Genomic DNA, 20,773 nt, shown 5'->3' with positions numbered 1-20,773 from the left:
TTTCGAACCTTCGAGTACAATCGCTCTTCAATGTCCGAAGATCAATCCCTGCGCGATATCCGACTCCAGAACCTACAAATGCTTCGAGAGTTGGGCTTTGATCCGTTCGCCCAAGAGCGGTTCGTAAGCTCTGACACGGCCTCGGGCCTTCTTGAGAGGTTTGAAGAAGGTAAGCAGGTGCAGTTCGCGGGCCGCGTGGTCGCCAGCCGTCTGATGGGAAAGGCAGCGTTTGCCCACCTGAGCGATGGCGACGGCAAGATCCAAGTCTATTTCCGCAAGGATGACATCGGGGAGACCCTCTGGGAAGTTTTCAAGCTCCTGGACCTGGGCGATCACGTGGGCGTCAGCGGCGAGCTGTTTGTTACCAAAACCGGAGAACAGTCCATTCATGTCCGCGACTTCGTCCCGCTGAGCAAGTGCCTGCAGAGCTTGCCGCTGGGCAAGGAAAAGGACGGCCAACAGTGGTACGGACTCACAGATGTCGATCAACGGTACCGCCACCGCCACCTCGATTTGATCGCGAATCCCGAGTCTCGCAAGCTGCTGCTTGATCGGTCGCGGATCGTGAGCAGCGTGCGCCGATTCATGGACAGTCGCGGCTATCTGGAGGTGGAGACCCCCTTGTTGCAGCTTGAGGCTGGTGGCGCGGCCGCACGCCCATTCCTCACGCACTACAACTTCTACGAACTGGAAGTGAAGCTTCGAATCTCTCTGGAGCTCTACCTCAAGCGATGCATTTGCGGCGATGTCCCGAAGGTGTACGAAATCGGACGTGTCTTCCGCAATGAGAGCGTGAGCAACCGGCATAACCCCGAGTTCACGCTGCTGGAGTTTTACGAGGCTTACTCGAACTTGGAAGACATCATGACCCTGGTCGAAGAGATGATGCGAAGCGTCGCGCTTGAGGTCTTCGGCACGACCAAGATTCTGCACGGTGAAACCGAAATCGACTTTGGGCCAGACTGGCACCGCGTTGACTTGCTCGGCGAGATCGGGCGGCACACGCAGACGTCGCCGGAAGACTTCGCCACGCTCGAGACCGCCAAGAAAGCCCTCGCTGGCAAGCGGCTCTTCAACGAACAGACCAAGAAGCGGATCATCCTTGAAGAGGAGCACCAGCTCGGTGGGCTGATAGAGAAGCTGCTCGAGGTCTTCGTCGAGCCGACGCTCATCCAGCCCTCATTCGTCATCGGCTACCCGCTGGAGACCTCGCCGCTCGCCAAGAAGGACCCCGCCCGGCCCGGATTTACCCGCCGATTCGAAGGGTATGTGCTTGGGCGAGAGCTATGCAACGCGTTCAGTGAGATCAATGACCCCATTGACCAGCGCGAGCGGTTCGAAGGCCAGGTCGCTGAGCGTGAAAAGGGGGACGAAGAGGCGCATCCGATGGACGAAGACTTCATTTACGCGCTCGAATGCGGGATGCCCCCGACGGGTGGGTGCGGCATCGGTATCGACCGTATGGCGATGCTTCTCACGGGCGCGGATTCGCTGCGGGAGATCCTGCTCTTCCCCATGATGCGGCCTGAGTCGCACGCCGCCGAGTGACGATCTGCCATACTTGAGGCACGGATGACAGTTCTACAGGCGTTGAGCGAGTGCAAAGCTGTACTCTTCGATGTCGATGGAACTCTCGCCGATACCGTGCCGATCATTGCGGCAGGTCTCGGAGATACATTCGAAGAGTTTTCAGGCACCCGACCGGATGACGGTTTTTTACGGAGCATCATTGGACGCCCGCTTCACGATCAGATGAATCTGCTCGGTCTCGGCGAGTCCGCTCCCCATGAGGTCCAAGATCGCGTACAGTTCGCGATGGACCGGTTTCGTCATCATCAGTCGCGCAGTCGCCTTTTTGAACCGGCGGTTCTGGCCATGCACCAGCTCCGCGGGGCAGGAAAACGTATCGGCTTAGTCACGAGCAAGAATCGTGTCGAGTTGCGCGAATTCCTCGATCAGTTTCCAGCTTTGAGTCAAGTGGATTCGGTCATTGCCGCCGAAGATGCCGCGCACCCAAAGCCAGCGGGAGACCCTGCCGAGGCGGCTTGCCATCAGCTTCAGGTCACCCCCGCGGAAGCGATCCTGATCGGCGATTCCGCATTCGACTTGGAGTGCGCTGCCAGTGCCGGAGTCCGATCCATCGGCGTCACGTACGGAGCGGGAACGGTCGGACAGCTTGCCAAGTGGCATCCGCTGGCGATGTTCGATACTCCCGAAGCCTTGCTTGAAGCCATCCAACAGAGTTTAGAAATCCCCTATGCGAAAACCGAAAGCAACCACTGAAGCGACCGCGGTCGCAACCGAACAGCCGAAGACGCGAACTACTCGCGCCAAGAAGACCCCGAACGTAGAGGTAGTTCCCCCCGTCGTCGAAGCCATTACGGAGGCGCCGCGGCGCCCATCCCGCCCCAAGCGTACGCCTGCGCCGAATCCCGAACCCGCCGCAGTTGAAACGGCACCGGAGAAGCCAGCCAGCCGGAAGCGAGCCCCTAAGCCGAAGCCGACCCAGTTTGCTTGGAACGATCCCGAAGGCCGCATCGAGATCTCTTTCCGCCCGGTGACCCGCCGCGAGGCGACCCCCCAAAAGCCCGCCGCTGTCTCGGCAAAGCCGATTCGTGGTGGCCAGAAGCCCGCAGCCGTGGCCATCCCAGCGCTTCCGGAGATCACAACGCCCCCGAATCGCGATGAGCTCGTGATCCTCCAGTGGCGCGCCGCCGGTACCGCCGCAAGCATTGCCAGCGGGGCCGCCGCGCCCGAAGCCGAGGAGGAAGCACGAAGCTCGACGCGCCGCAGCCGACGACGCGGACGCGGCAAACTCGTGACTGCCGCCGACGCCTTGGTGCCCGATTCCGAGCGCGAGGAGCCAAAACAAGCTCGACCTGAACGACCGCAGCGGGCACGCGCTGAGAAGACGCCGCGCCCTGAACCCGTTGTTTCAAAGGAGCCCGAACCGCCCGCCAAGCCGAAGCGCGAGCCGGTGCGAATCCCAGCGAACGCTCCCCAAGTCATCCAGCAAGAGGGCCACGCGCTGCTCGTTCGAGACGGCAAAGTCATTCCTCCCATCTTTTTCTTTGGGGCTGCCTCGGATCAGCGCAGATCGGACAACGTTTTCGAAGAGATCCGGCTCGCCCACGAGCACGGGGTCTCGGCGTTCATCCACTACGTTGAGTTCATCGTCGATCCTGCGCGAGTTGAGGATGCCGTCGGTGTCGCCGCGTTTCTGCTCGACAAGACAGTGAGCGTCAACCCAGACTCGCAGGTTATGTTCCGCCTGGTTTTCACCGCTCCGAACGACTGGGAAAAACGATATCCCGGAGCGGCCTACGCGAACGCACAGGGCGAGCTCGCCGAACCGAGCATCTGCCACGACGAGTTCTGGGAGGTTGCGGCTGAATGTCTCGCGAGCTTCTCGCAGCAGCTGATGCGCCTGCCGAATGCGGGCAACATCCTCGGTCTGCACATCGAACGGGGCGAGTGGTTCTTCGCCAACGGCCAAGGTTACGACACCTCGGCAGCGTCTTTGACCAAGTTCCGCGAGTGGCTGAGAATGCGCTACAGCAACGACACGGTGGCCCTCCGGGCCGCGTGGTTTGACGGAAAGGTCACCTTTGATAACGTCCTTTTGCCAAAGTACAACTCAGGCAAGGCTGAGGACTTTGTGCGCACCGGGCGCAAGCAGCGCCGATGGGTGGACACGCACCTCTTCCTGAGCGACGCCACCGTCGAGCGGATCAGCAGCCTGGCATATGCGGTCAAGAAAGCGACCGATGGAATGTTCCTTGTGGGAGTGAGCTACGGGTACACGTTTGAGTGGGATCACGCTGCCAGCGGCCACCTGAGCCTCGGCAAGTTGCTCCGGACGCCCGAAGTAGACATCATTGCCGGTCCGCCAAGCTACAAGAATCGACTGCCGGGCGGCACATGTCCGTTCCCTTGCCCTATTGACAGCTTTGCGCTCAATGGCAAGCTTTACATCAGCGAAGAGGACTTCAAGACGCCAATCAGCAGCGGCCAGCAAGAGCCGGACGATTTCAACCCAACCATCCGAACTCCGCAGGCGCTCGAGAGCGTCCAGTGGCGCGGAGCCGGCGCGGCCCTTGCCCATAGCAGCGGCATATGCTGGATGGACATTTGGGGCAACGGATGGCTCAATACTCCCGGGATCTGGCAACGTGCCGAGCTAGTCCGAGAAGCGTTGCTCCGAGCCCGCATCGGGCAAGCAACAAATCCCGATGTGGCCGTTTTCATTGACGAGCGCTCGCTAGCCTACTTGGCCGACGCCAAAGCGTTTGGGCTCCTCGTGCAAAACGTGCGCGAATCGGTCCTGCGCAGCGGGCTGAGCGCCGGCTTCTATTTGCTGAGCGATCTCGCCCACCGTGAGAACTTCCCCGAGTGTAAGGTTCACATCTTCGTGAATGCGTGGGACATCCGACCCGAAGTGCGAAGCGCGATCAAGAGTCGTCTTCAGCGCGACGGAAAGGTTCTTTTCTGGATGTACGCAGCAGGGGTCTTCGATTCGGGCCGCGACGCCCTAGAACGGGTACGCGAGGTTACCGGCATCGCCCTCAAGCCCCAGCCTTACGCAAGCAGGTCGGGTTCAACGGTCCTGAACCGACGTCACCCGCTGTGCGAGGCGATTCCAGATCGAGATCTGGCTGCTGGCAGCCAGCTAGAACCAAGCTACTTCGCGATCCCCGAGAACGCGATCGTCCTGGGTGAGTACAGCCAAACCGGTCTGCCCAGCTACGTCATTCGGGAGTTCGACGGAGCAGAGCAAACGGACGGCCGCTGGACGAGTGTGTTCCTCGGCGAACCGGTGATGACGCCAGCCTTGGTCCGCGCCCTCGGAGACATGGCCGGCGCCCCCGCATGGAACTACCACGACGATGTGGTCCATGTGCGCCCGCCATTCCTCACCGTGCACTGTACGAAGCCCGGCCCACGGGCGATCACGTTGCCTGACAAGTGGGCCGCTTACAATGTCGGAACCCACGAGTGGGCAGCTCTCGATCAAACCCATCTTCGCTTCACAGCCATGGACGGGATGACGTACGTCTTTGCCGTCGGGCCGCGCAGCGAGTTGGACGCGATGCTGAATCGCAATCTCGATGAGCTTCTCATCGCTCCGGCGATCCCGGACCGCCCAGAAAACACGATTGACTACGACCACCTCAACTTTGAAGTCCCAATCATGAAGCTAGGTGAGTGGATGGAAGAAGGATGGACCGAAGAGCTGGCTGACGACCTGCTGCTGAAACCGAGCCAAATCGAGGTGGACCTTCCCGAGGAGCTCAGCGACCTCGACGAGCGTGTGAGCCCAGGGACCAGACGCCGTCGACGACGTCGGCGCGGCAGCCAGGACCGGCGGCCTGGAGAAGTCTCGGAGCCCATTGGAGAACTTGGGATGAGCGTCGTCTTTAGGAAGCGGGAATAGCCTGTGAACCACCGCTGCGGAGCCATTGCGGTCATCGGCAAGCCCAACGTCGGGAAATCGACTCTGGTGAACCAACTCGTCGGCCAGAAAGTGTCGATTGTCAGCAACAAGCGCCAGACCACCCGTTCACGAATTTTGGGCATTCTGTCCGAACCCGATTTCCAACTCGCACTGCTGGATACGCCGGGCATGCATGAGCCTCACACCCATCTCGGGCGGATCATGAACGACGCCGCCAAAGGTGCGTTGGCCGAGGTCGACATGATCTTGTTCGTGGCCGACTGCAGCAAGCCACCGCAGGACGAAGACCGCGCCATCGCCGAGCTTGTAGAAGCCGTCTGGAAGTATCCGCATGCCCAAGAACACCCAGGCTTCAACGGCATCATCCTGTGTCTCAACAAAATGGACCTTCTACGCGCTGAGTTCGTCAAGGAGAATGTCGAGGCGTACTGCGAGCTCTTCGGCACCGCAGAGTACATGCTCACGTGCTTAACCAAGAAGCAGAACGCCGAGAAGCTGCTGGAAATGATCGTTGCCCGGCTTCCGCAGGGTGACAGCCAGTGGCCCGAGGACGAGTTCACCGATCAACCGATGCGGCGGCTCGCCGCCGAGCTCATCCGCGAGAAGGCGTTGCGACTCACAAAACAGGAAGTTCCCCACGCGATCGCGACGGTCGTGGAGATGTGGGAGCCAGAACCGGAGCGGGATCGTGTGCGGATCACGGCTAGCATCGTCGTCGAGAAGGACGGACAGAAGGCGATCATGATCGGAAAGCAGGGGGCGATGCTCAAGCAGATAGGCACCGAATCCCGGATCGAAATCGAGGACATCTTAGGTCAGCGGGTGTACCTAGAACTCGTCGTCAAAATTCGACCAGAGTGGCGTCAGAACCCGCGCATGCTACACGATCTCGAGATTACGTGATCGGCAACGCATAAGTTTCTCGCAGCAGCATATCGATGCAGCGAGAATTGCTGTATAGTGAGCTATCTTCGGAGTCATTCCAGGCAATCTCCGTAGACGGTGCACTATGAAAAAGGCATTTACTCTTATTGAACTCCTTGTGGTCATTGCAATCATCGCGATTCTTGCCGCCATTCTGTTTCCCGTTTTCGCCCAGGCAAAGGTTGCGGCGAAGAAAACCCAGTCTCTCATGAATCTGAAGCAGAGCGGAACTGCGGTCAACATCTATTTGGCAGACTCGGACGACTTATTCCCACTCGCTTTCCACCCGAGCGATCCTGCGGGTGGCTACAACTGGAACCGATTCATTCCGGTTCCGGCGAGCCAACTTCCAGCGACCGACCCTGCGTGGAAGCGTGACGCCGCGGCTACCTTCGTATTCAACTCGATGCAGCCGTACATGAAGAATACGCAGATCCTTCAGTGTCCCTCAGGTCAGGTGATCAACACTTCGGGCACCTACGGACCCGCGACTCAGCCGACCGGCCTCGTTTCCCCGACGTACACTTATAACGGCAACTTGAACGGATATGCCAGCACAGCGGTCGCCGCTATTTCGCAGCAGATCTTGTTCTGGCACGGCCACGGTCGTCGCTCGCTGTACGGCTATGGCTACGCTTCGCCGTGGCTGCAGTGCAACGACGCGAACTCGCCCTGCATCTACTCACCTGCGAGCGCGGCCGGTTGTTCGACCGCGAACGGTGGCACCAGTGGCTACACCACGAACACCACTCTCACCGGCGTAGACGCGTTCAATGGGGGCATTGTCATGGTTGCGACGGACTCGAGTGCTCGCTATCTGAAGCTTTCTCTCGGAACGACCGCAGCTACGGCGCGTACGGATCCCCGACGCGATCCTTGGGGCAAGTACGGTTCACGCGCCATGCCTTGCGGCCGCTGGTTCTACGGTGGCGGCGGTGGCTGTCACCCGTACATGTTCCGACCTGACTGGGACTTCACGACTAATGACCCGGCGGTCTACGTGGACGGCTCTGTCGCATCACAGGCCCCCTATTGCCAATAATCACTATGAAGATCAAAGTAATTCTGTTCGCAGTAGCGATCGTCGGTTCCGCGTGTGCTCTCTTTGGCTGCGCAAACGACGTGAAGGATGATCGCCCCCCTGTGCAAGGCAAGGTCGAGACCACGGACCTGCCTAAGGGTGCTCCGGCACCCGGAGAGTCGCGTGCAGGCGCGACCACCCAGACAGCACCTGGCGGGGCTGGAAAGGACGAAGGCGGATAGCCTGAATTCCTGACGACACAAAGAGCCCTCGCATCAGTGATGCGAGGGCTCTTTTGCTTAGGTCTCAGCCTTAACTGAGTTCGGCGCTGTACTGCTCAGGCGACATGAGTGCCTCAACCGCTGCCGCGTCGGCAACCCGAATCTTGACCAGCCACCCGCCACCGTATGGATCGGTGTTCACAAGCTCACTCTGGCCCCCGAGTGCGCCGTTGGTCTCCACAACTTCCCCAGCAACAGGGGCGTACAGATCGCTCACAGTCTTCACGCTCTCCACAGTGCCGAAGCTCTCTTCGGTCTGCAGCGCCCGACCGACTTGCGGTAGGTCCACAAAGACGACGTCTCCTAGCTCCCCTTGAGCGTGATCGGTGATCCCGATCGTGGCAACATCGCCCTCAAGTCGCACCCATTCGTGGCTGTTCGTGTATTTCAAATCAGTAGGCACTTTCAATAGATTTTCACGCTCCTTGCATGGGAATTTTACCTAGCCAGTAAGATGGAGCACGGGAGACAACATCCGATGAAAAGATCGCTCATTTCACTACTCTGCCTGCTGGTCTTCACGGCAGGCGCGATGGCCGCGCCGAAGGCAACGATAGCCGAAGTTCTCGAAGGCAAGGTCTACCCGCTTACCTACACGCTCCGTGAGCTGCCGACCAAGATGAAGGCGGTAGAAATTAAGCAAGGTGAAGGGACCGGCATCCTTGAATCACTGATTTCCGGGTTCGCGGGAGCATTTGGCACCGCCATTGGAACCGAGGAAGACGAGCCGATGATGCGCCTCACCATGCTGAGCACCGCTTGGACGGCTGGGGACGAGGTCGAGATCAACGGAGTGACCTACGTAGTGACCTATCGCCTGGCCATCGGCAAACAAACCGGCGGCATGGTCGATGCGAATAAACCTGATTTCTCCACCGCAAGCTGGCGCATGTACCTCATCAACAGTCAGACCATCTCAAGCATCTCCCCGAATCCGGCCATGACCCTGGAAGCGCTGCTTCAGAAGATTCAAGGCGGCGCGCTACACGAGCCCACCGCAGTTGCAAGCGCGACGATGCAGCTATCGAACTACAAGCAATTGGGCATAGCAATCATCCTGCTTTCCTCAGATTCAGAGGATATCATCCCTTACTTCCAAACGCAGGCGAGTTTTCGCGGATCCATCTTCCCGTACGTCAAGAATTCCGAGTTGTTCAAATCCTTGAACCCGAATGGGGGGCGCCCAATCTTCAACATGAACCTGGCGGGTGTCTCTATGACCGACATCGACGATCCAACAAGCATCCCCGCGATCTACGAATCGAGGGCTTGGCCGGATGGGTCCCGGATCGTAGCATTCGTAGATGGATCCACCCGGAAGGTAGCCGCCGATCAGTGGGCGGAGGTCGAAATCGCACTCAAAAAGAAATTCCGCCGCAGTGGCAAGCTGCTCCGGCCCGACTACAATGCCGACCAGGACCCGCTGAAGTAGTCCGGTTAGTCGGTGTAGCCGTCCGGATTCGCTTTGCGCCAATCCCAGGCGTGACGCACGATGGTTTCAAGATCCGGGTAGGCGGGCTTCCAGCCCCACTCTTCCCGGATCCGGGCAGAGCTCGCGACGAGCGTAGCCGGGTCCCCGTCGCGCCTCGGCCCATCAGTGCGCGGCACATTCATCCCGGTCACTCTCTCAGTGGTTTCAAGCACTTCGCGCACGCTGAACCCTTCGCCGTTGCCGAGGTTGTACTCGCGCGAGTCTCCCCCTGCGCGCAAGTGGTGTACCGCGAGCAGGTGTGCCTGCGCCAAGTCCATGATGTGCACGTAGTCGCGCACGCAGGTGCCATCCCGCGTGGGATAGTCGGTCCCAAAGATCTGCATTGGGGCTGTTTTGCCCATCGCGCTCAGAAACGCAGCGGGGATAAGGTGAGACTCGGGGCGATGATCCTCACCGAGCACTCCGTCTGGGTCGGCACCGGCCGCGTTGAAGTACCGGAGTGCGACGCTCCGCATCCCGTACGCTTCGCCATAGGCTCGGAGTGCGAGCTCCACTGCATGCTTGGAGTCGCCGTACGGCGAGGTCGGTGCGTGCGGATGGTCTTCCGCGATGGGGATCTCTTGGGGCTCCCCAAAAACCGCGGCGGTCGAGCTGAAGACAAGCTTGTGAACTGCCGCATAACGCATTGCATCCAAGAGGTTGAGGACCCCCACGAAGTTGTTCTGCCAGTACTCGGCGGGCATGCGGACGCTCTCACCCACCGAGATGCTCGCGGCAAAGTGCATGACGACGTCAATGTCGTACAACGACAGGACCTTGCGCAGGTCCTCAGGATTTCGCAAGTCACCGCGCAGCCACTTCGAGCCCTTCACCGCCGCCAAATGACCGCTGGAGAAGTTATCAAAGATCAAGTGCGGCTCACCTGCCTCGCGCAGGGCCTTCGCCATGTGGGACCCGATATAGCCAGCGCCACCCAGTACCAGAATCATCGATCAGGGAGGCTACCTGGTATCCTACGGGGACGTGCGCGAGTGGCGAAATTGGTAGACGCGCTGGATTTAGGTTCCAGTCCCGCGAGGGGTGTGGGTTCGAGTCCCACCTTGCGCACCACAAACATTCAAGCGAAAGTCGTCTTAACCGCGATAAATCGCCGCTTCTGCGCCTGAAATCTTGGAGCGATAAGCCTCCAGGTTCTGATCTGGATACTCCTCAAGTAGCATGTCCTTCGTGAAGATGAACTGCTCACGCTTGTAGTTTGCCAGCTCAAAATCCTTGCGCAGGACGATCGCACCCGTTGGGCAAGCGTCCTGGCAATACCCACAGAAGATGCATCGGAGCATGTTGATCTCGTAGCGGGTGGCGTAACGCTCGCCGGGTGAGTAGCGCTCGGCTTCTGTGTTCTCCGCTGCCTCAACGTAGATGCATCGCGCCGGGCAGGCACCGGCACACAGCGAACAGCCGATACACCGCTCCAGGCCACTGTCGTAGCGCGTCAGATAGTGTCGCCAGCGGGTCCGCGGGTATTGCTCGCGCAACTCGTCCGGGTACTGAACCGTGACTTTGTCCTTTTTGAGCCGCTTGAAGGTGATCCCAAATCCGGTGGCAATCGGCTTGACGACGTCGCGCAGAAGTGAAACGCTCATGCCCGCACCTCGTCCAGCGTACGCGGGTTGACTTCGATGAGTCGAAGCTCCTTGAGAGACCGCGGCTTCTGGCCCTTGATCTTCTGCTGCAGCTTCAAAACCGCATAGATGAGGGCGTCGGGCGATGGCGGGCAACCCGGGACGTACACATCGACGGGAACGACTTGGTCGGCCCCCTGTACGATTGCATAGTTGTTGTAGACCCCGCCCGAGGAGGCGCACGCCCCCATGCTGATCACCCACTTGGGTTCGGGCATCTGGTCGTAGATCTGTCGGAGCACCGGCGCCATCTTCTTGCTCAACCGACCGGCGATGATCATGACGTCGGCCTGGCGCGGGGTGGCTCGGAATGCTTCCGACCCGAATCGGGCCAAGTCGAATCGTGAGGCCACTGTGCACATCATTTCGATGGCGCAGCACGCCAAACCGAAGGTAAGCGGCCAGAGCGCATGCGCCCTAGCCTGGCTGACCAGCGTGTCAAGGCTGGTGACGATGACACTCCCGCCCTTCTGGATGTCTCCAAGAACGGGTGTCGCGCTATCGTGAAGAACGACCGTCTCGATTCGCTTCGGCATGACTTGGGCTAGTGTACTCCCAGCCTTTACTTCTTGGCGTACTTGGCAGGGTCGGCCTTGAACTTCTCCGGGCAGCCGCCACAGCAGAAGTAGTAGCGCTTCCCTTCGTAGTCCTGGTGACCAACGGCCTTCTCCGGGCTCTCGACCACGGTACCCATCACGGGGCAGAGCAGCTTCCCTTCGGCGTTCGTGTACGCCACGGGCTCTACAGCTCCGGTTGCACCTGGCGTCTTCACTTCGGTCGTGGTCGAGCTAGAAGCGGTGTCAGTGCCTTTGTTGCCACACCCAGTGAAAGCGAGCGAGCAAGCGCAGAGAACGGAAAGAGCGAGAAGTTTTTTAATCATAGTGCCTCGAGGTTGAATGACTATACGGGATTCGGACGCCATTTGATGCATTCCGACTCGCACGATTACCTGACGTACGCAAGTTCTCTGATTCGGCGTCACAAACTGGTCCTAATCTTGCGATAGATCAATGACGATGTTGTCAGTGTCTTTTTTGCTGCACACGTTGTTATGGAAGAAAGGAGAATTAATATGCGAAAACTGAGCATTTTTGGCTTGGTCGCGGTGGCGGTTGCTGCCAACGCGAGCCCGGTTACCTCGTTCAACCCGATGGCTACGTTCGGTGCGGGCGGTCTTGCAAACGGCTGGCTTGAGAATAGTGAGCACGGCTACACTGCAAACCCAACCGGCGACCGAATCCGTGGCATGGCCTACAACGCCGCCACCAATAAGGTCGTCATTGCTGACCGATCGGCAGCTGGCACCGCAGCCCTGAAGATTCACAACGCGATCACGGGCGCCTACGAGGGGAACTACGACATGACCGGCGTCAGCGGCGGTACGTTTGGGTTCAGCAAGGTCGCCATCGCGGCAGACGGCACCACATACGCCTCAAATTTGACAACGAATAACGCTGGGACGTCCACGTACAAGATCTACAAGTGGACATCGCCGGGTTCCGCTCCGACGGTCGTCTATAACGGCCTTGTTCCGGATCCTGTCCTTCTTGCTGGCAATGGATTCCGACTTGGCGACACGCTTGACCTGATCGGTACGGGCGCAAACACGCGCCTCGTCGCGGGATACGCGAACTCGTCGGTCGCAGCACAGACTGGCGAGCGCGGCTTCGCGATCTTCACCGACAATGGTGCGGGCGGACTAAACGTCAACAGCATCAACACGTTCTCGCCAGCCTTGCCCGGCGACCTCGGCTTCCGGCTGGGCAACACCTTCGTGACCCCCAACTCGTTAGTCGGTATTGGCGATCAGGGTTTCCGCTTCGCGAGCTCGATTGACCTTACCACGAACAGCGCCAACCAGGTCGTTTCCACCGGTATGACGGGCAACCAGCGCGCAGTCGACTACATCCAAGTCGGCAACTGCAAGCTCCTGGCTTCGATCGACCTGTTCTCGGGTAGCACGGCCGCAGTCAACGATGGCGCGATGGTCGTCCGCATCTTCGACGCATCGAATCCTGCTTCCCTCGGTACGGTCGTGTCGGCTCGTGCGGTACCTCTTGGAACCGTGATCAACGGCAACCTTAACCAGTCCGGGGAAGTCAAGTGGGGCGCGGTCACTCCGGCCGCCCAGGGTTATGACCTGACCCTGTACGCACTGACCACCAACAACGGTGTCCAGGCGTTCAACGTTCACGTCGTACCTGAGCCCGGCACTTGGATTACCATGGGCCTCGGCGCACTGGCGCTCGTCGCCCGACGCCGCAAGAAGGCCTAACCGCCCTCGACCTGACCATCGTCTAGCGCCCCTGCACTTCGGAGCAGGGGCGCTTTTCGTTCATTTGACCCTGAGCGAACCCGTATAAGTACCAATGATTCCGAATAGCCCCACATGGGCCTTTGACTTATGCAGTTGCTCAACCGGATCTTACGTCAGACCGACTTGATGCTTGGCGCAGCGCTCATGCTGATGATCGCCATGCTGATCATCCCCCTGCCCCATTGGGTGCTTGACCTCGGGTTGGTTGTCTCGATGGCCGCTGCCGTCATCATTCTGCTCGCTTCGGTGAACGTAGACGACCCGCTGAAGTTCAGCGTCTTCCCTTCGATGCTGCTACTGACAACGCTCCAGCGACTTGCGCTCAGCTTTGCCGCTACCAAACTGATCCTGGGAACAGGTGAAGCGGGGCACGTCATCGAAACCTTTGGCAACCTGGTTATGGGAGGCGACTTCTTCGTTGGGTTTGTCGCGTTCTGTATCCTCATGATCGTTCAGTTCATCGTCATCACGAATGGTGCCGGACGCGTGAGCGAAGTCACTGCTCGATTTACCTTGGACGCCATGCCCGGTAAGCAGATGGCGATCGACGCCGACCTCGCTGCCGGTCTGATCGATGAAGTCGAGGCGAAGGAACGCCGCAAGGCAGTCAAGCGCGAAGCCGATTTCTACGGTGCGATGGACGGCGCGAGTAAGTTTGTCAAGGGCGACGCCATCGCCAGCGTCCTCATCATCATCGTCAACATCATCGGCGGCTTCGTGGTCGGATTCATGCGCGGCGAAGGCGACGCTCTGACCATTCTGCAGACGTACGCGCTGCTGTCGGTAGGCGAAGGTCTCGTCTCGCAAATCCCCGCTCTGCTCATCTCGACCGCAAGCGGTCTGCTGGTCACCCGCGCCGGTCAAGAGCGGCATATGGGTAGCGAGTTGCTGAGCCAGTTGCTCGGGCAGCCTCGCGCGCTCATGGCGGCGGGCTTCACGCTGTGCACATTTGCCTTCATCCCCGGCTTCCCCGCATTCATATTCCTTGGTGCAGGCGGCGGACTTCTCGCCCTGAGCCGACTGGCCAATCAGCACGGTGCGGCGATCACGAAGCAGCTTGCTCCAAAAGAGGAACCGCAGACCGCCCGACAGTTGGCTGCCGCGGCCGCGGTCGCTGGTAACCCCGGCGCGCCGGAGACCATCATGCCCCTGCTCGGTGTCGATGCGCTCGAATTTGAAGTTGGATACGGCATTACGCGCCTGGCCGATCCGAAATCGGGAGGCGACCTGCCTGACCGAGTGACGGCAACTCGCCGCCAAGTGGCAACCGAACTTGGCTTCGTGATGCCCAGCGTCCGCATTCGCGATAGTGTCGCACTGAGTGCGAACGAATACGTCATCAAGGTGCGCGGCGAAGAGATCGCCCGGGCCACCATCGACCCCGATCGTCTGCTGGCCATTGGATCTGGCGGAGTCGCGCTCATCGGACAGCCTTGCCAAGAGCCAGTATTCGGCCTTGATGCGCTTTGGATCGATGCCGGGCTGCGTGATCAAGCAGAAATAGAGGGGTATACCGTCGTCGAACCGACCGCAATGATGGCCACTCACCTCAGCGAAGTTGTGAAAAGCCACGCCGCCGAATTGCTCAGTCGCCAGGACGTGATGAATTTGGTCGAGAACGCAAAGGCACATAACGCCGCGGTCGTCGAGGAACTCATCCCCAGCCAGATGACCGTCGGCGATGTGCAGAAAGTCCTACAGCATCTGCTCCGCGAGCGGGTTCCTGTCCGCGACATGGTGACCATCCTCGAAACCCTTGCCGATTTTGCAAGCCGCGTCAAGGATCCCGATCAACTCGGCGAACTGGTCCGCGCGGCCATCAACCGGACCATCACGCGTCAGGTCATCGACCAAGACAACAGACTTTACTGTCTAACCCTGGAGCCCGCGCTGGAACGCGCTCTCCAAGAAGCCTTGCAGCAGACAAGTATGGGCGCGGTCCTCGCGCTCGATCCAGTGGAACAACAACGGGTCCTCGACCAGCTCCGCGAGGAGTCCGATCGCGCCGTCGCCCAAGGGATGAACCCCGTGCTGCTTTGCAACACGAACCTGCGACTCCCGCTCTCACGCGTGGTCTCCCGTTACCTGCCAACGCTTTCCGTCCTCGCCTACAATGAGGTCGCGGCACGGGCAGACGTCGAGATCATCGGTGCAGTCAAGGCATTGGCCGCCTAACCGACCATCGCGGCCAGCGCTTCCAGGTCCCCGCGGGCATAAACCTCGAACGGACACTCTTCGTCGCAGCATCCGTGAGAGGGATCGAGCACCGCGGTCGTCTGCATGAGCTTCTTGGAAGACTCAAAGTCCAGGCTCGGGTTGTTGTGGGCGATTCCACGTAACCCGGTCAAGATCGAGTAGACCTCAACGTTCTTCGTCAGACCATGGAAGTGCTCGCAGCCCGGGCCGAACGCGCTCAGAAGCACATGATCGTTCGTGTGGTTCCCGCTCGTGAAATTCACCTTCGAGTGGTTGCCAAGCAGCAGCGCCACCGAGCTGGTCGTCGAGCTGTACAGCGAAGCGAGCTTGAACGGAGACTTGCCGTCGAGCGTATCCCGGAACGCTTGCGCCTCTTCACTGCTCAACTTGAGACCGAGCTTGTCCTCGACCACATCACGGACCTTCGCGGGAGTCGGCTGCAATCCGAGCGAAACCAGCAGCGGAGCGTAGCTTGACTTCATCCCGGCGAGCGTCTCAAGGCCCGCAGTGGCATCGAAGTACTCGTATCCCGCGCCGTTCAACGCGAGCCCGCCACAGGCGTGGTCAGCGGTGATGACCACGAGCGTCTCGCCGTCTTCACGGGCGAAGTCCATGACGACTTTCAGCGCCTCTTCGAACGCAATCTGATCGAAGATGGCGGCGGGGAGATCGTTGGCGTGGTTGCCATGATCAACTCGGCCTCCTTCGACTTGGAGCAAGAACCCTTCGGAACTTCCGTCCAGCGCGGCGAGCGCCTTCCTTGTCATCTCCGCCAATGTAGGCGTCTTCATGCGAAGCATGGCGTCATTGTCTCGATCTACCGTGAACGGGAGGTGCGAGTCCGTAAAGATACCGAGGAGCTTCTGACCGGTCGTATCCATCAGCGACCGTCGATCGCGCAGGACCGTGTACCCCTTCGCTGCGAACTCGGCGTAGAGGTCGCGCTTGTCGGTCCGCTTGTCCGCGGCGAAGAATAAGTTCCCACCCCCCATGAGGACGTCCAATCCAATATCGAGATGCTGCGCGGCGATCTGATCTTGCCATTCTCGGTCGAAGATCGAGACCGAGAACCCAGACGGCGTGGCGTGCGTGATCGTCGTCGTCGTAACTAGCCCAACTCTCATGCCAGCCTTCTTCATCAGGCGACCTATGGGTTCTAGTGGCCGCTTGTCGGCGAGCATGTTGATCTGTCCGTTCCAGTGGTAGACGCCCGATCCCCACGCCGCAGCGGCAGCCGCAGAATCCGTCACGACCGAGCTAAGGCTGTGCGTATCCTGTACCCCCGTCACTACTTCGGGATCCTCGATTAGCGACATCCAGTAGCCCTTCTTACCAAGCACGCGCTGCTGATACACGTCGGCGATGGTCGGCACGGAAATGGGCATGCCGTCGGACACACAGAAGATGATGTTCGTCGGGCGCTTTCGCGACGATGTGGGCTTGGCGGTGACGAGAGCAGGAATACCCAGAGCCGAAAGGCCGATGCCTGCGAGTCCAGCGCCGAGAAGCGATCTTCGAGTGAGCTCCATGACCCTACTTTACTCGCCAGCGGCGGGAGCTATTGTGACCTTGTTTGCTCGAATCGCAACATCGTAGCGCCTGTCGAGCACGGCGAGCCCCTTGATCTTCAGCGACTGCCATTCGCGCGGGAGCTGCGGCTTGATGTTCAGCCACATCCCGTTCTTGAGCGGGAGCGATGCGCGTGCCAGCTCGTCCTTCTTCGGGTCTATGCGAATGCCTGCAAAGCCGTAAAGTACGGTCTGGATTGAACCGCCTGCGCCGGTCAGAAAATAGGTCCGCCGCAATACCCGCTTCTCGCTGAACTGAAGCATCCCGCCACGCGTGAAATCGAACCAGCTCTTGCGCCAGAGACCGTAAGCTGTCCGGCTCAAGCCAAGCCGGGCGGCGATCAGCGCATGGACGCTATCGCTCATCGCGGGACCATTTCGAGAGGTCTTGTCGCCGAACCGCTCGAACATCTTCATCGCCTGCAGCTCGACCTCTGGAGACTGTAGGGGATAGAGGGCCAGCATGCCCGCGGACTGCTTGTACTTCCGCAGCGCATCGCCATCGTAATTCAAGAACGAGACTGCGTCCTTGGGCATGTACACGGTGCGACCATGTCCCGGCGCGTACCGATCGATCGTCCACTGGGCCAACAAGTTCGTGTACAAGTCGTTATCACCCGTATGGTTCTCGTCGGGGGACATGACGTACTCGATGCCGTAGAAGCCATCCGGCCGCTTCTTCATGCGGGCGAGCCAGAACTGCGCCGCCCCGCGTCCGATGCGGTCAGCCTCGCTTTGGGGTACGAGGCCAAGATCGGCTGCGCGCTGCATCCAGAAGGCGACAGTTCCGGTGATGTGGTGCTGGTACTTGCTAGGCCCAGGAACGGTCTCGCGCCCCGACACACTGCTTTCCCACGGGAACATCATCGCACTTGCAAGCCGCTCGGGCTCACCAAACGGGATCGTCGGGTCTCGCTGCGCGGCGGTCTTTGCGTTGTCGGCAGCCTGGGCAGCATGCTTCAGCCTGTACTCGGGAATCTTGCGCGCCCGATCTGGCTCAAGGAGTGCCAGTGCGGGGAAAACCCAAGCATCTGCATCCCAGAAAACATGGCCGTTGTAGACCTCGTTGCTCAGCATCATCGGACTAACCCGTACTTCGCTAGGAGTGCTCGGCACCGAAGACCTGAGCGCAAAGAGCATCGAACGGATTGCCTGCTGGTCCTCGACACTTCCCTCGACCTCGATGTCGCTCGCGAACGCGTTCGTCCAATCGGGCATTCCCGGCTGTTCTGCCGGGGGCTGACCGTATGCGCTGATAATCTTCAGCGAAGCCGATACGTTGGGTTGCAACTCGATGCCCCAAGTTGACCCATCCTGCTTCCAGGCTTCTGATTCTAAGAATTTCGTCGTCCAGCGAGCGCTCTCTGCTGGCGCTAGCTGGATCGTCACCGGCTGCCCGGACGAGAACTTCAGTTCGGTGACCAGGCACGGCCGGGACGGATCTACCGCCTGGAGCACCTCGACTCGGACGCGCTTACGATCTCGGTAAATCCAGTAATCGGTCTCCAATCGTCCCGTGCGAAAGCTCTGCTCTTGCGCGTAGCTGTGCAAGACGTCCCCGGCAAGCTTGATTCCATCAATCGTGACGTCGACCGCCAAGGGAGAGCGAAGAGCGCGAATGCGTTCCTCGCCTTCTAATTCGTACGCATCCATCGCGAACGACGGGAGCGGGCCACCCGCCAAGTCAAACGCGAATCCGGTGCGCCCCACGAGAACGCCAACTTGACCATTGGTGAGGAAAACAGCGTCCTTTCCTCTCGGATCGAGTGTTTTCACTGACCAAGGCTCGGGACGCGTCGGATCGGGGAGGCTGGCGACGGGGTTTCGTGAACGGACCACCGTGAAGAAGCCAATTGCGATCCCACCCAGAACAATGAGCGCCAGCACCACTCTCAGGAATCGCATAGTTCAGTTTATCCTACGGGTTCCGACCCGTCCGATGGTTCCGGTAGACTCCCCAAATACATGATTCGAGTGGTGATGCTTTCCTGGGAGTACCCGCCGCGCATCGTTGGCGGAATCAGTCCTCATGTCTTCGACCTCAGTCAGCAGCTCGCTCGGCTTGGGGTCGAAGTGCACGTGGTCACGAAAGCGACCCCAAATGCCCCGGATGAAGAAGTTGAGCCTAGCGGTGTGATCGTACACCGTGTCCATTTGGAGCGGGAACCCGACAACTTCATTCACGAAATTCAATTGCTGAACAAGGCGACAGACCTGCGAGTCCGCAAACTCCTGGAGGACTGGCGCCCGGGCGGTCAACCCACTATCTTTCATGCCCACGACTGGCTCTCACTGGACTCCGCGCGCGAACTCAAGTACGAGTATCAGCTCCCGATCGTCGCGACAGTCCATGCTACGGAGGCGGGCCGGAACAACGGGATTCACAACGACCTTCAGCGGTACATCCACGAGCAGGAGTACTGGCTGACCTACGAAGCTTGGCGGGTGGTCGTCTGCTCGGAGTACATGCGCACCGAAGTCAACAAGCACTTCAACACCCCAACCGACAAAGTGGACGTCATCTACAACGGCGTCAACGCGGACAAGTTCGAGTTCGAGTGGTCCGAGAAGGAGCGAGCAGAGTGGCGCAGCAAGATCGCCCTACCGAACGAGAAGATCGTCATGTACGTCGGACGATTCGTCCGCGAGAAGGGGATCCACGTACTCCTCAACGCGGCCAGCGCAGTAATCGCTCAGGAACCTCAGACCAAGTTCGTCATCGTCGGCGGCGGCTACCGCGAGACGTTCGAGAAGTTTGTGCGATGGTACGGCCTCGAAGAGAAGGTACTGTTCACGGGCTTCATGGCGAATCGGTCGCTCCACCAGATGTTCCGATGCGCGGATGTGGCCGTCTTCCCTTCGCTGTATGAGCCATTTGGTATCGTCGCCCTCGAAGGGATGGCCGCTGGTGCCGCCGTCGTCACAAGCGATGCCGGCGGATTGCGCGAAGTCGTACAGCACGGCGTGACGGGCACGACGACTTATGCGGGTAGCCCGGAAAGCTTGGCATGGGGAATTCTTCACGTACTACGCAACCCGGCGCTCAGCAAGGAGATGAAGGTCTCCGCGAAAAAGCGATTGACGACCGACTTCGATTGGGCGCACATTGCGAAGCAGACTCTGGAAGTCTACGAGCGCGTGTGGAGCGAGTTCACAGGAAGCTACTGGATGGACAACACGCTATGGCCTGTGTCGCCAGGCGCGAACGAGCGCGCAGAACGACTCAACGTCACTGAGAAAGCTCTCACAGGTGCATTCGCCAGCCGACCGGCCCGCACAACCAACGTTGTGGCACCGCAAGCCGCGGTGAAGGTCGACGAGATTCTGAAGGAAGAGACCGGCGCGACCGACGACGACTAGAATCGGAATCCGACTTCTAACAAGAACCCTCGGTTGACCGTGTCGTGCATGTGAAGGCTCAGCTCGGCGAAAGGCTGCGTTACTCCCATGCCCATGTTCAGGTTCATCCCTACGCCTAACTGGGTTCCAAACCGGGTCTTCTTCGCAAACTTCGTGGTTCCTCGCGGCTGCCCGCCGCTGATACCCGCCCCAACGACTCCGTAAAGGTTGCTGGTCGGCACGCCGAACCTGCCAGTGACCATGAGACGGTAAAGCGTTCCGTCGGAGTCTTTGCCCTTCCTGAGTCCGCCGCCGAAGATCAAACTCGGCGACAGGGAGATCTGGGCAGTTCCCATCGGCAGGTTGAAAATGGGGATATCGGCCCCGACAGACGGCCCTTCGAGGCGAATCCGCTGGCCGTTGGAATTGAAGCTTTGCCCGGTATGCCAGCCTAGGCGAAGCCGAGTGCCTTTCAGCGGAGTCTGGTCAACGACCGGAAGAGCATGAGCGGCCACGACCGCGCAGGACAGAAGAGCGCTCGCAAGGTGCTTCATGCCG

The 20,773-nt window shown here is 59.8% G+C and carries 18 protein-coding genes and 1 tRNA gene; 11 read left to right on the top strand and 8 right to left on the bottom strand.

All coding sequences use genetic code 11. The features are described 5' to 3' along the window. Nucleotides 1–30: 30 nt before the first annotated feature. The 6 genes from lysS to JNM85_10100 all read left to right on the top strand — a co-directional run bounded on the left by lysS (nt 31) and on the right by JNM85_10100 (nt 7,642). A complete protein-coding gene (gene lysS, locus JNM85_10125; protein ID MBL8088408.1) occupies nt 31–1,548 on the top strand; it encodes a lysine--tRNA ligase in 1,518 nt (505 codons plus the stop codon). A gap of 24 nt (nt 1,549–1,572) precedes the next feature. Continuing rightward, nucleotides 1,573–2,283 carry an HAD-IA family hydrolase gene (locus JNM85_10120; protein MBL8088407.1) on the top strand — a complete coding sequence of 237 codons (711 nt, stop codon included), beginning with the start codon at nt 1,573–1,575 and terminating at the stop codon, nt 2,281–2,283. Then, nucleotides 2,258–5,434 carry a hypothetical protein gene (locus JNM85_10115; GenBank protein MBL8088406.1) on the top strand — a complete coding sequence of 1,059 codons (3,177 nt, stop codon included), beginning with the start codon at nt 2,258–2,260 and terminating at the stop codon, nt 5,432–5,434. The genes JNM85_10120 and JNM85_10115 overlap by 26 nt, the downstream gene beginning before the upstream one ends. A 3-nt stretch (nt 5,435–5,437) precedes the next feature. Continuing rightward, a complete protein-coding gene (gene era / locus JNM85_10110) occupies nt 5,438–6,358 on the top strand; it encodes a GTPase Era (GenBank protein ID MBL8088405.1) in 921 nt (306 codons plus the stop codon). Nucleotides 6,359–6,464: 106 nt separating this feature from the next. After that, nucleotides 6,465–7,421, top strand: coding sequence for a prepilin-type N-terminal cleavage/methylation domain-containing protein (locus JNM85_10105; protein ID MBL8088404.1), 957 nt, complete (start codon nt 6,465–6,467; stop codon nt 7,419–7,421). Between the two features lie 5 nt (nt 7,422–7,426). After that, nucleotides 7,427–7,642, top strand: a complete 216-nt coding sequence (locus tag JNM85_10100; protein ID MBL8088403.1) for a hypothetical protein — start codon at nt 7,427–7,429, stop codon at nt 7,640–7,642. A gap of 70 nt (nt 7,643–7,712) precedes the next feature. On the opposite strand, the gene gcvH is transcribed toward JNM85_10100, so the two are convergent. Further along, on the bottom strand, nt 7,713–8,090 hold the full coding sequence (gene gcvH, locus JNM85_10095; protein ID MBL8088402.1) for a glycine cleavage system protein GcvH: 378 nt from the start codon (nt 8,088–8,090) through the stop codon (nt 7,713–7,715). 69 nt (nt 8,091–8,159) lie between these two features. Between gcvH and JNM85_10090 the strand changes: the two genes are divergently transcribed. Beyond that, the gene (locus JNM85_10090) at nt 8,160–9,113 is read left to right on the top strand and encodes a hypothetical protein (protein ID MBL8088401.1); all 954 of its coding nucleotides are present in this window, start codon (nt 8,160–8,162) and stop codon (nt 9,111–9,113) included. A gap of 5 nt (nt 9,114–9,118) precedes the next feature. Here JNM85_10090 and galE read toward each other — a convergent pair whose 3' ends face one another. Beyond that, nucleotides 9,119–10,102 carry a UDP-glucose 4-epimerase GalE gene (galE, locus tag JNM85_10085; GenBank protein MBL8088400.1) on the bottom strand — a complete coding sequence of 328 codons (984 nt, stop codon included), beginning with the start codon at nt 10,100–10,102 and terminating at the stop codon, nt 9,119–9,121. Nucleotides 10,103–10,138: 36 nt separating this feature from the next. Here galE and JNM85_10080 point away from each other — a divergent pair. Further along, nucleotides 10,139–10,223 (top strand) — tRNA-Leu (locus JNM85_10080). A 23-nt stretch (nt 10,224–10,246) separates the two neighbouring features. Here JNM85_10080 and nuoI read toward each other — a convergent pair. From nuoI to JNM85_10065, 3 genes are read right to left on the bottom strand one after another with little or no spacing between them, the layout of a single operon-like run. Next, nucleotides 10,247–10,756, bottom strand: a complete 510-nt coding sequence (nuoI, locus tag JNM85_10075) for an NADH-quinone oxidoreductase subunit NuoI (GenBank protein MBL8088399.1) — start codon at nt 10,754–10,756, stop codon at nt 10,247–10,249. Then, nucleotides 10,753–11,331 (bottom strand): NADH-quinone oxidoreductase subunit B, encoded by a 579-nt coding sequence (locus JNM85_10070; protein ID MBL8088398.1) that lies wholly within the window; start codon nt 11,329–11,331, stop codon nt 10,753–10,755. The genes nuoI and JNM85_10070 overlap by 4 nt, the downstream gene beginning before the upstream one ends. 26 nt (nt 11,332–11,357) lie before the next feature. Next, nucleotides 11,358–11,675 carry a YHS domain-containing protein gene (locus JNM85_10065; protein ID MBL8088397.1) on the bottom strand — a complete coding sequence of 106 codons (318 nt, stop codon included), beginning with the start codon at nt 11,673–11,675 and terminating at the stop codon, nt 11,358–11,360. Nucleotides 11,676–11,867: 192 nt separating this feature from the next. Between JNM85_10065 and JNM85_10060 the strand changes: the two genes are divergently transcribed. Together JNM85_10060 and flhA are read left to right on the top strand one after the other, a co-directional pair. Further along, entirely contained in the window at nt 11,868–13,070 is a 1,203-nt protein-coding gene (locus JNM85_10060) for a DUF4623 domain-containing protein (protein ID MBL8088396.1), read from the top strand. A 129-nt stretch (nt 13,071–13,199) separates the two neighbouring features. Beyond that, entirely contained in the window at nt 13,200–15,287 is a 2,088-nt protein-coding gene (flhA, locus tag JNM85_10055) for a flagellar biosynthesis protein FlhA (protein MBL8088395.1), read from the top strand. On the opposite strand, the gene JNM85_10050 is transcribed toward flhA, so the two are convergent. Beyond that, nucleotides 15,284–16,837: an alkaline phosphatase gene (locus tag JNM85_10050; protein MBL8088394.1), complete on the bottom strand. Its 1,554-nt coding sequence runs from the start codon at nt 16,835–16,837 to the stop codon at nt 15,284–15,286. The two genes, flhA and JNM85_10050, sit on opposite strands and share 4 nt — an antisense overlap. 9 nt (nt 16,838–16,846) lie before the next feature. Then, the gene (locus JNM85_10045) at nt 16,847–18,781 is read right to left on the bottom strand and encodes a glycoside hydrolase family 65 protein (protein ID MBL8088393.1); all 1,935 of its coding nucleotides are present in this window, start codon (nt 18,779–18,781) and stop codon (nt 16,847–16,849) included. Nucleotides 18,782–18,841: 60 nt separating this feature from the next. Between JNM85_10045 and JNM85_10040 the strand changes: the two genes are divergently transcribed. Beyond that, complete coding sequence (locus JNM85_10040) at nt 18,842–20,236, top strand: glycosyltransferase family 4 protein (GenBank protein ID MBL8088392.1); 1,395 nt, start codon at nt 18,842–18,844, stop codon at nt 20,234–20,236. Here the strand turns inward: JNM85_10040 and JNM85_10035 are convergent. After that, nucleotides 20,233–20,769 carry a hypothetical protein gene (locus tag JNM85_10035; GenBank protein ID MBL8088391.1) on the bottom strand — a complete coding sequence of 179 codons (537 nt, stop codon included), beginning with the start codon at nt 20,767–20,769 and terminating at the stop codon, nt 20,233–20,235. The genes JNM85_10040 and JNM85_10035 overlap by 4 nt on opposite strands. Nucleotides 20,770–20,773: the final 4 nt, after the last annotated feature.

The organism is Chthonomonas sp., assembly GCA_016788115.1.
Taxonomy (GTDB): domain Bacteria; phylum Armatimonadota; class Fimbriimonadia; order Fimbriimonadales; family Fimbriimonadaceae; genus UBA2391.
This window is presented reverse-complemented; position numbering and strand designations above follow the sequence as displayed.

What these genes read in the sequence shown, in the direction of transcription:
- lysS (MBL8088408.1), top strand. Translation starts at nt 31, where the DNA reads ATGTCCGAAGATCAATCCCTGCGCGATATCCGACTCCAGAACCTACAA.
- JNM85_10120 (MBL8088407.1), top strand. Translation starts at nt 1,573, where the DNA reads ATGACAGTTCTACAGGCGTTGAGCGAGTGCAAAGCTGTACTCTTCGAT.
- JNM85_10115 (MBL8088406.1), top strand. Translation starts at nt 2,258, where the DNA reads ATGCGAAAACCGAAAGCAACCACTGAAGCGACCGCGGTCGCAACCGAA.
- JNM85_10105 (MBL8088404.1), top strand. Translation starts at nt 6,465, where the DNA reads ATGAAAAAGGCATTTACTCTTATTGAACTCCTTGTGGTCATTGCAATC.
- JNM85_10100 (MBL8088403.1), top strand. Translation starts at nt 7,427, where the DNA reads ATGAAGATCAAAGTAATTCTGTTCGCAGTAGCGATCGTCGGTTCCGCG.
- JNM85_10090 (MBL8088401.1), top strand. Translation starts at nt 8,160, where the DNA reads ATGAAAAGATCGCTCATTTCACTACTCTGCCTGCTGGTCTTCACGGCA.
- galE (MBL8088400.1), bottom strand. Translation starts at nt 10,102, where the DNA reads ATGATTCTGGTACTGGGTGGCGCTGGCTATATCGGGTCCCACATGGCG.
- nuoI (MBL8088399.1), bottom strand. Translation starts at nt 10,756, where the DNA reads ATGAGCGTTTCACTTCTGCGCGACGTCGTCAAGCCGATTGCCACCGGA.
- JNM85_10070 (MBL8088398.1), bottom strand. Translation starts at nt 11,331, where the DNA reads ATGCCGAAGCGAATCGAGACGGTCGTTCTTCACGATAGCGCGACACCC.
- JNM85_10065 (MBL8088397.1), bottom strand. Translation starts at nt 11,675, where the DNA reads ATGATTAAAAAACTTCTCGCTCTTTCCGTTCTCTGCGCTTGCTCGCTC.
- JNM85_10060 (MBL8088396.1), top strand. Translation starts at nt 11,868, where the DNA reads ATGCGAAAACTGAGCATTTTTGGCTTGGTCGCGGTGGCGGTTGCTGCC.
- flhA (MBL8088395.1), top strand. Translation starts at nt 13,200, where the DNA reads ATGCAGTTGCTCAACCGGATCTTACGTCAGACCGACTTGATGCTTGGC.
- JNM85_10050 (MBL8088394.1), bottom strand. Translation starts at nt 16,837, where the DNA reads ATGGAGCTCACTCGAAGATCGCTTCTCGGCGCTGGACTCGCAGGCATC.
- JNM85_10045 (MBL8088393.1), bottom strand. Translation starts at nt 18,781, where the DNA reads ATGCGATTCCTGAGAGTGGTGCTGGCGCTCATTGTTCTGGGTGGGATC.
- JNM85_10040 (MBL8088392.1), top strand. Translation starts at nt 18,842, where the DNA reads ATGATTCGAGTGGTGATGCTTTCCTGGGAGTACCCGCCGCGCATCGTT.
- JNM85_10035 (MBL8088391.1), bottom strand. Translation starts at nt 20,769, where the DNA reads ATGAAGCACCTTGCGAGCGCTCTTCTGTCCTGCGCGGTCGTGGCCGCT.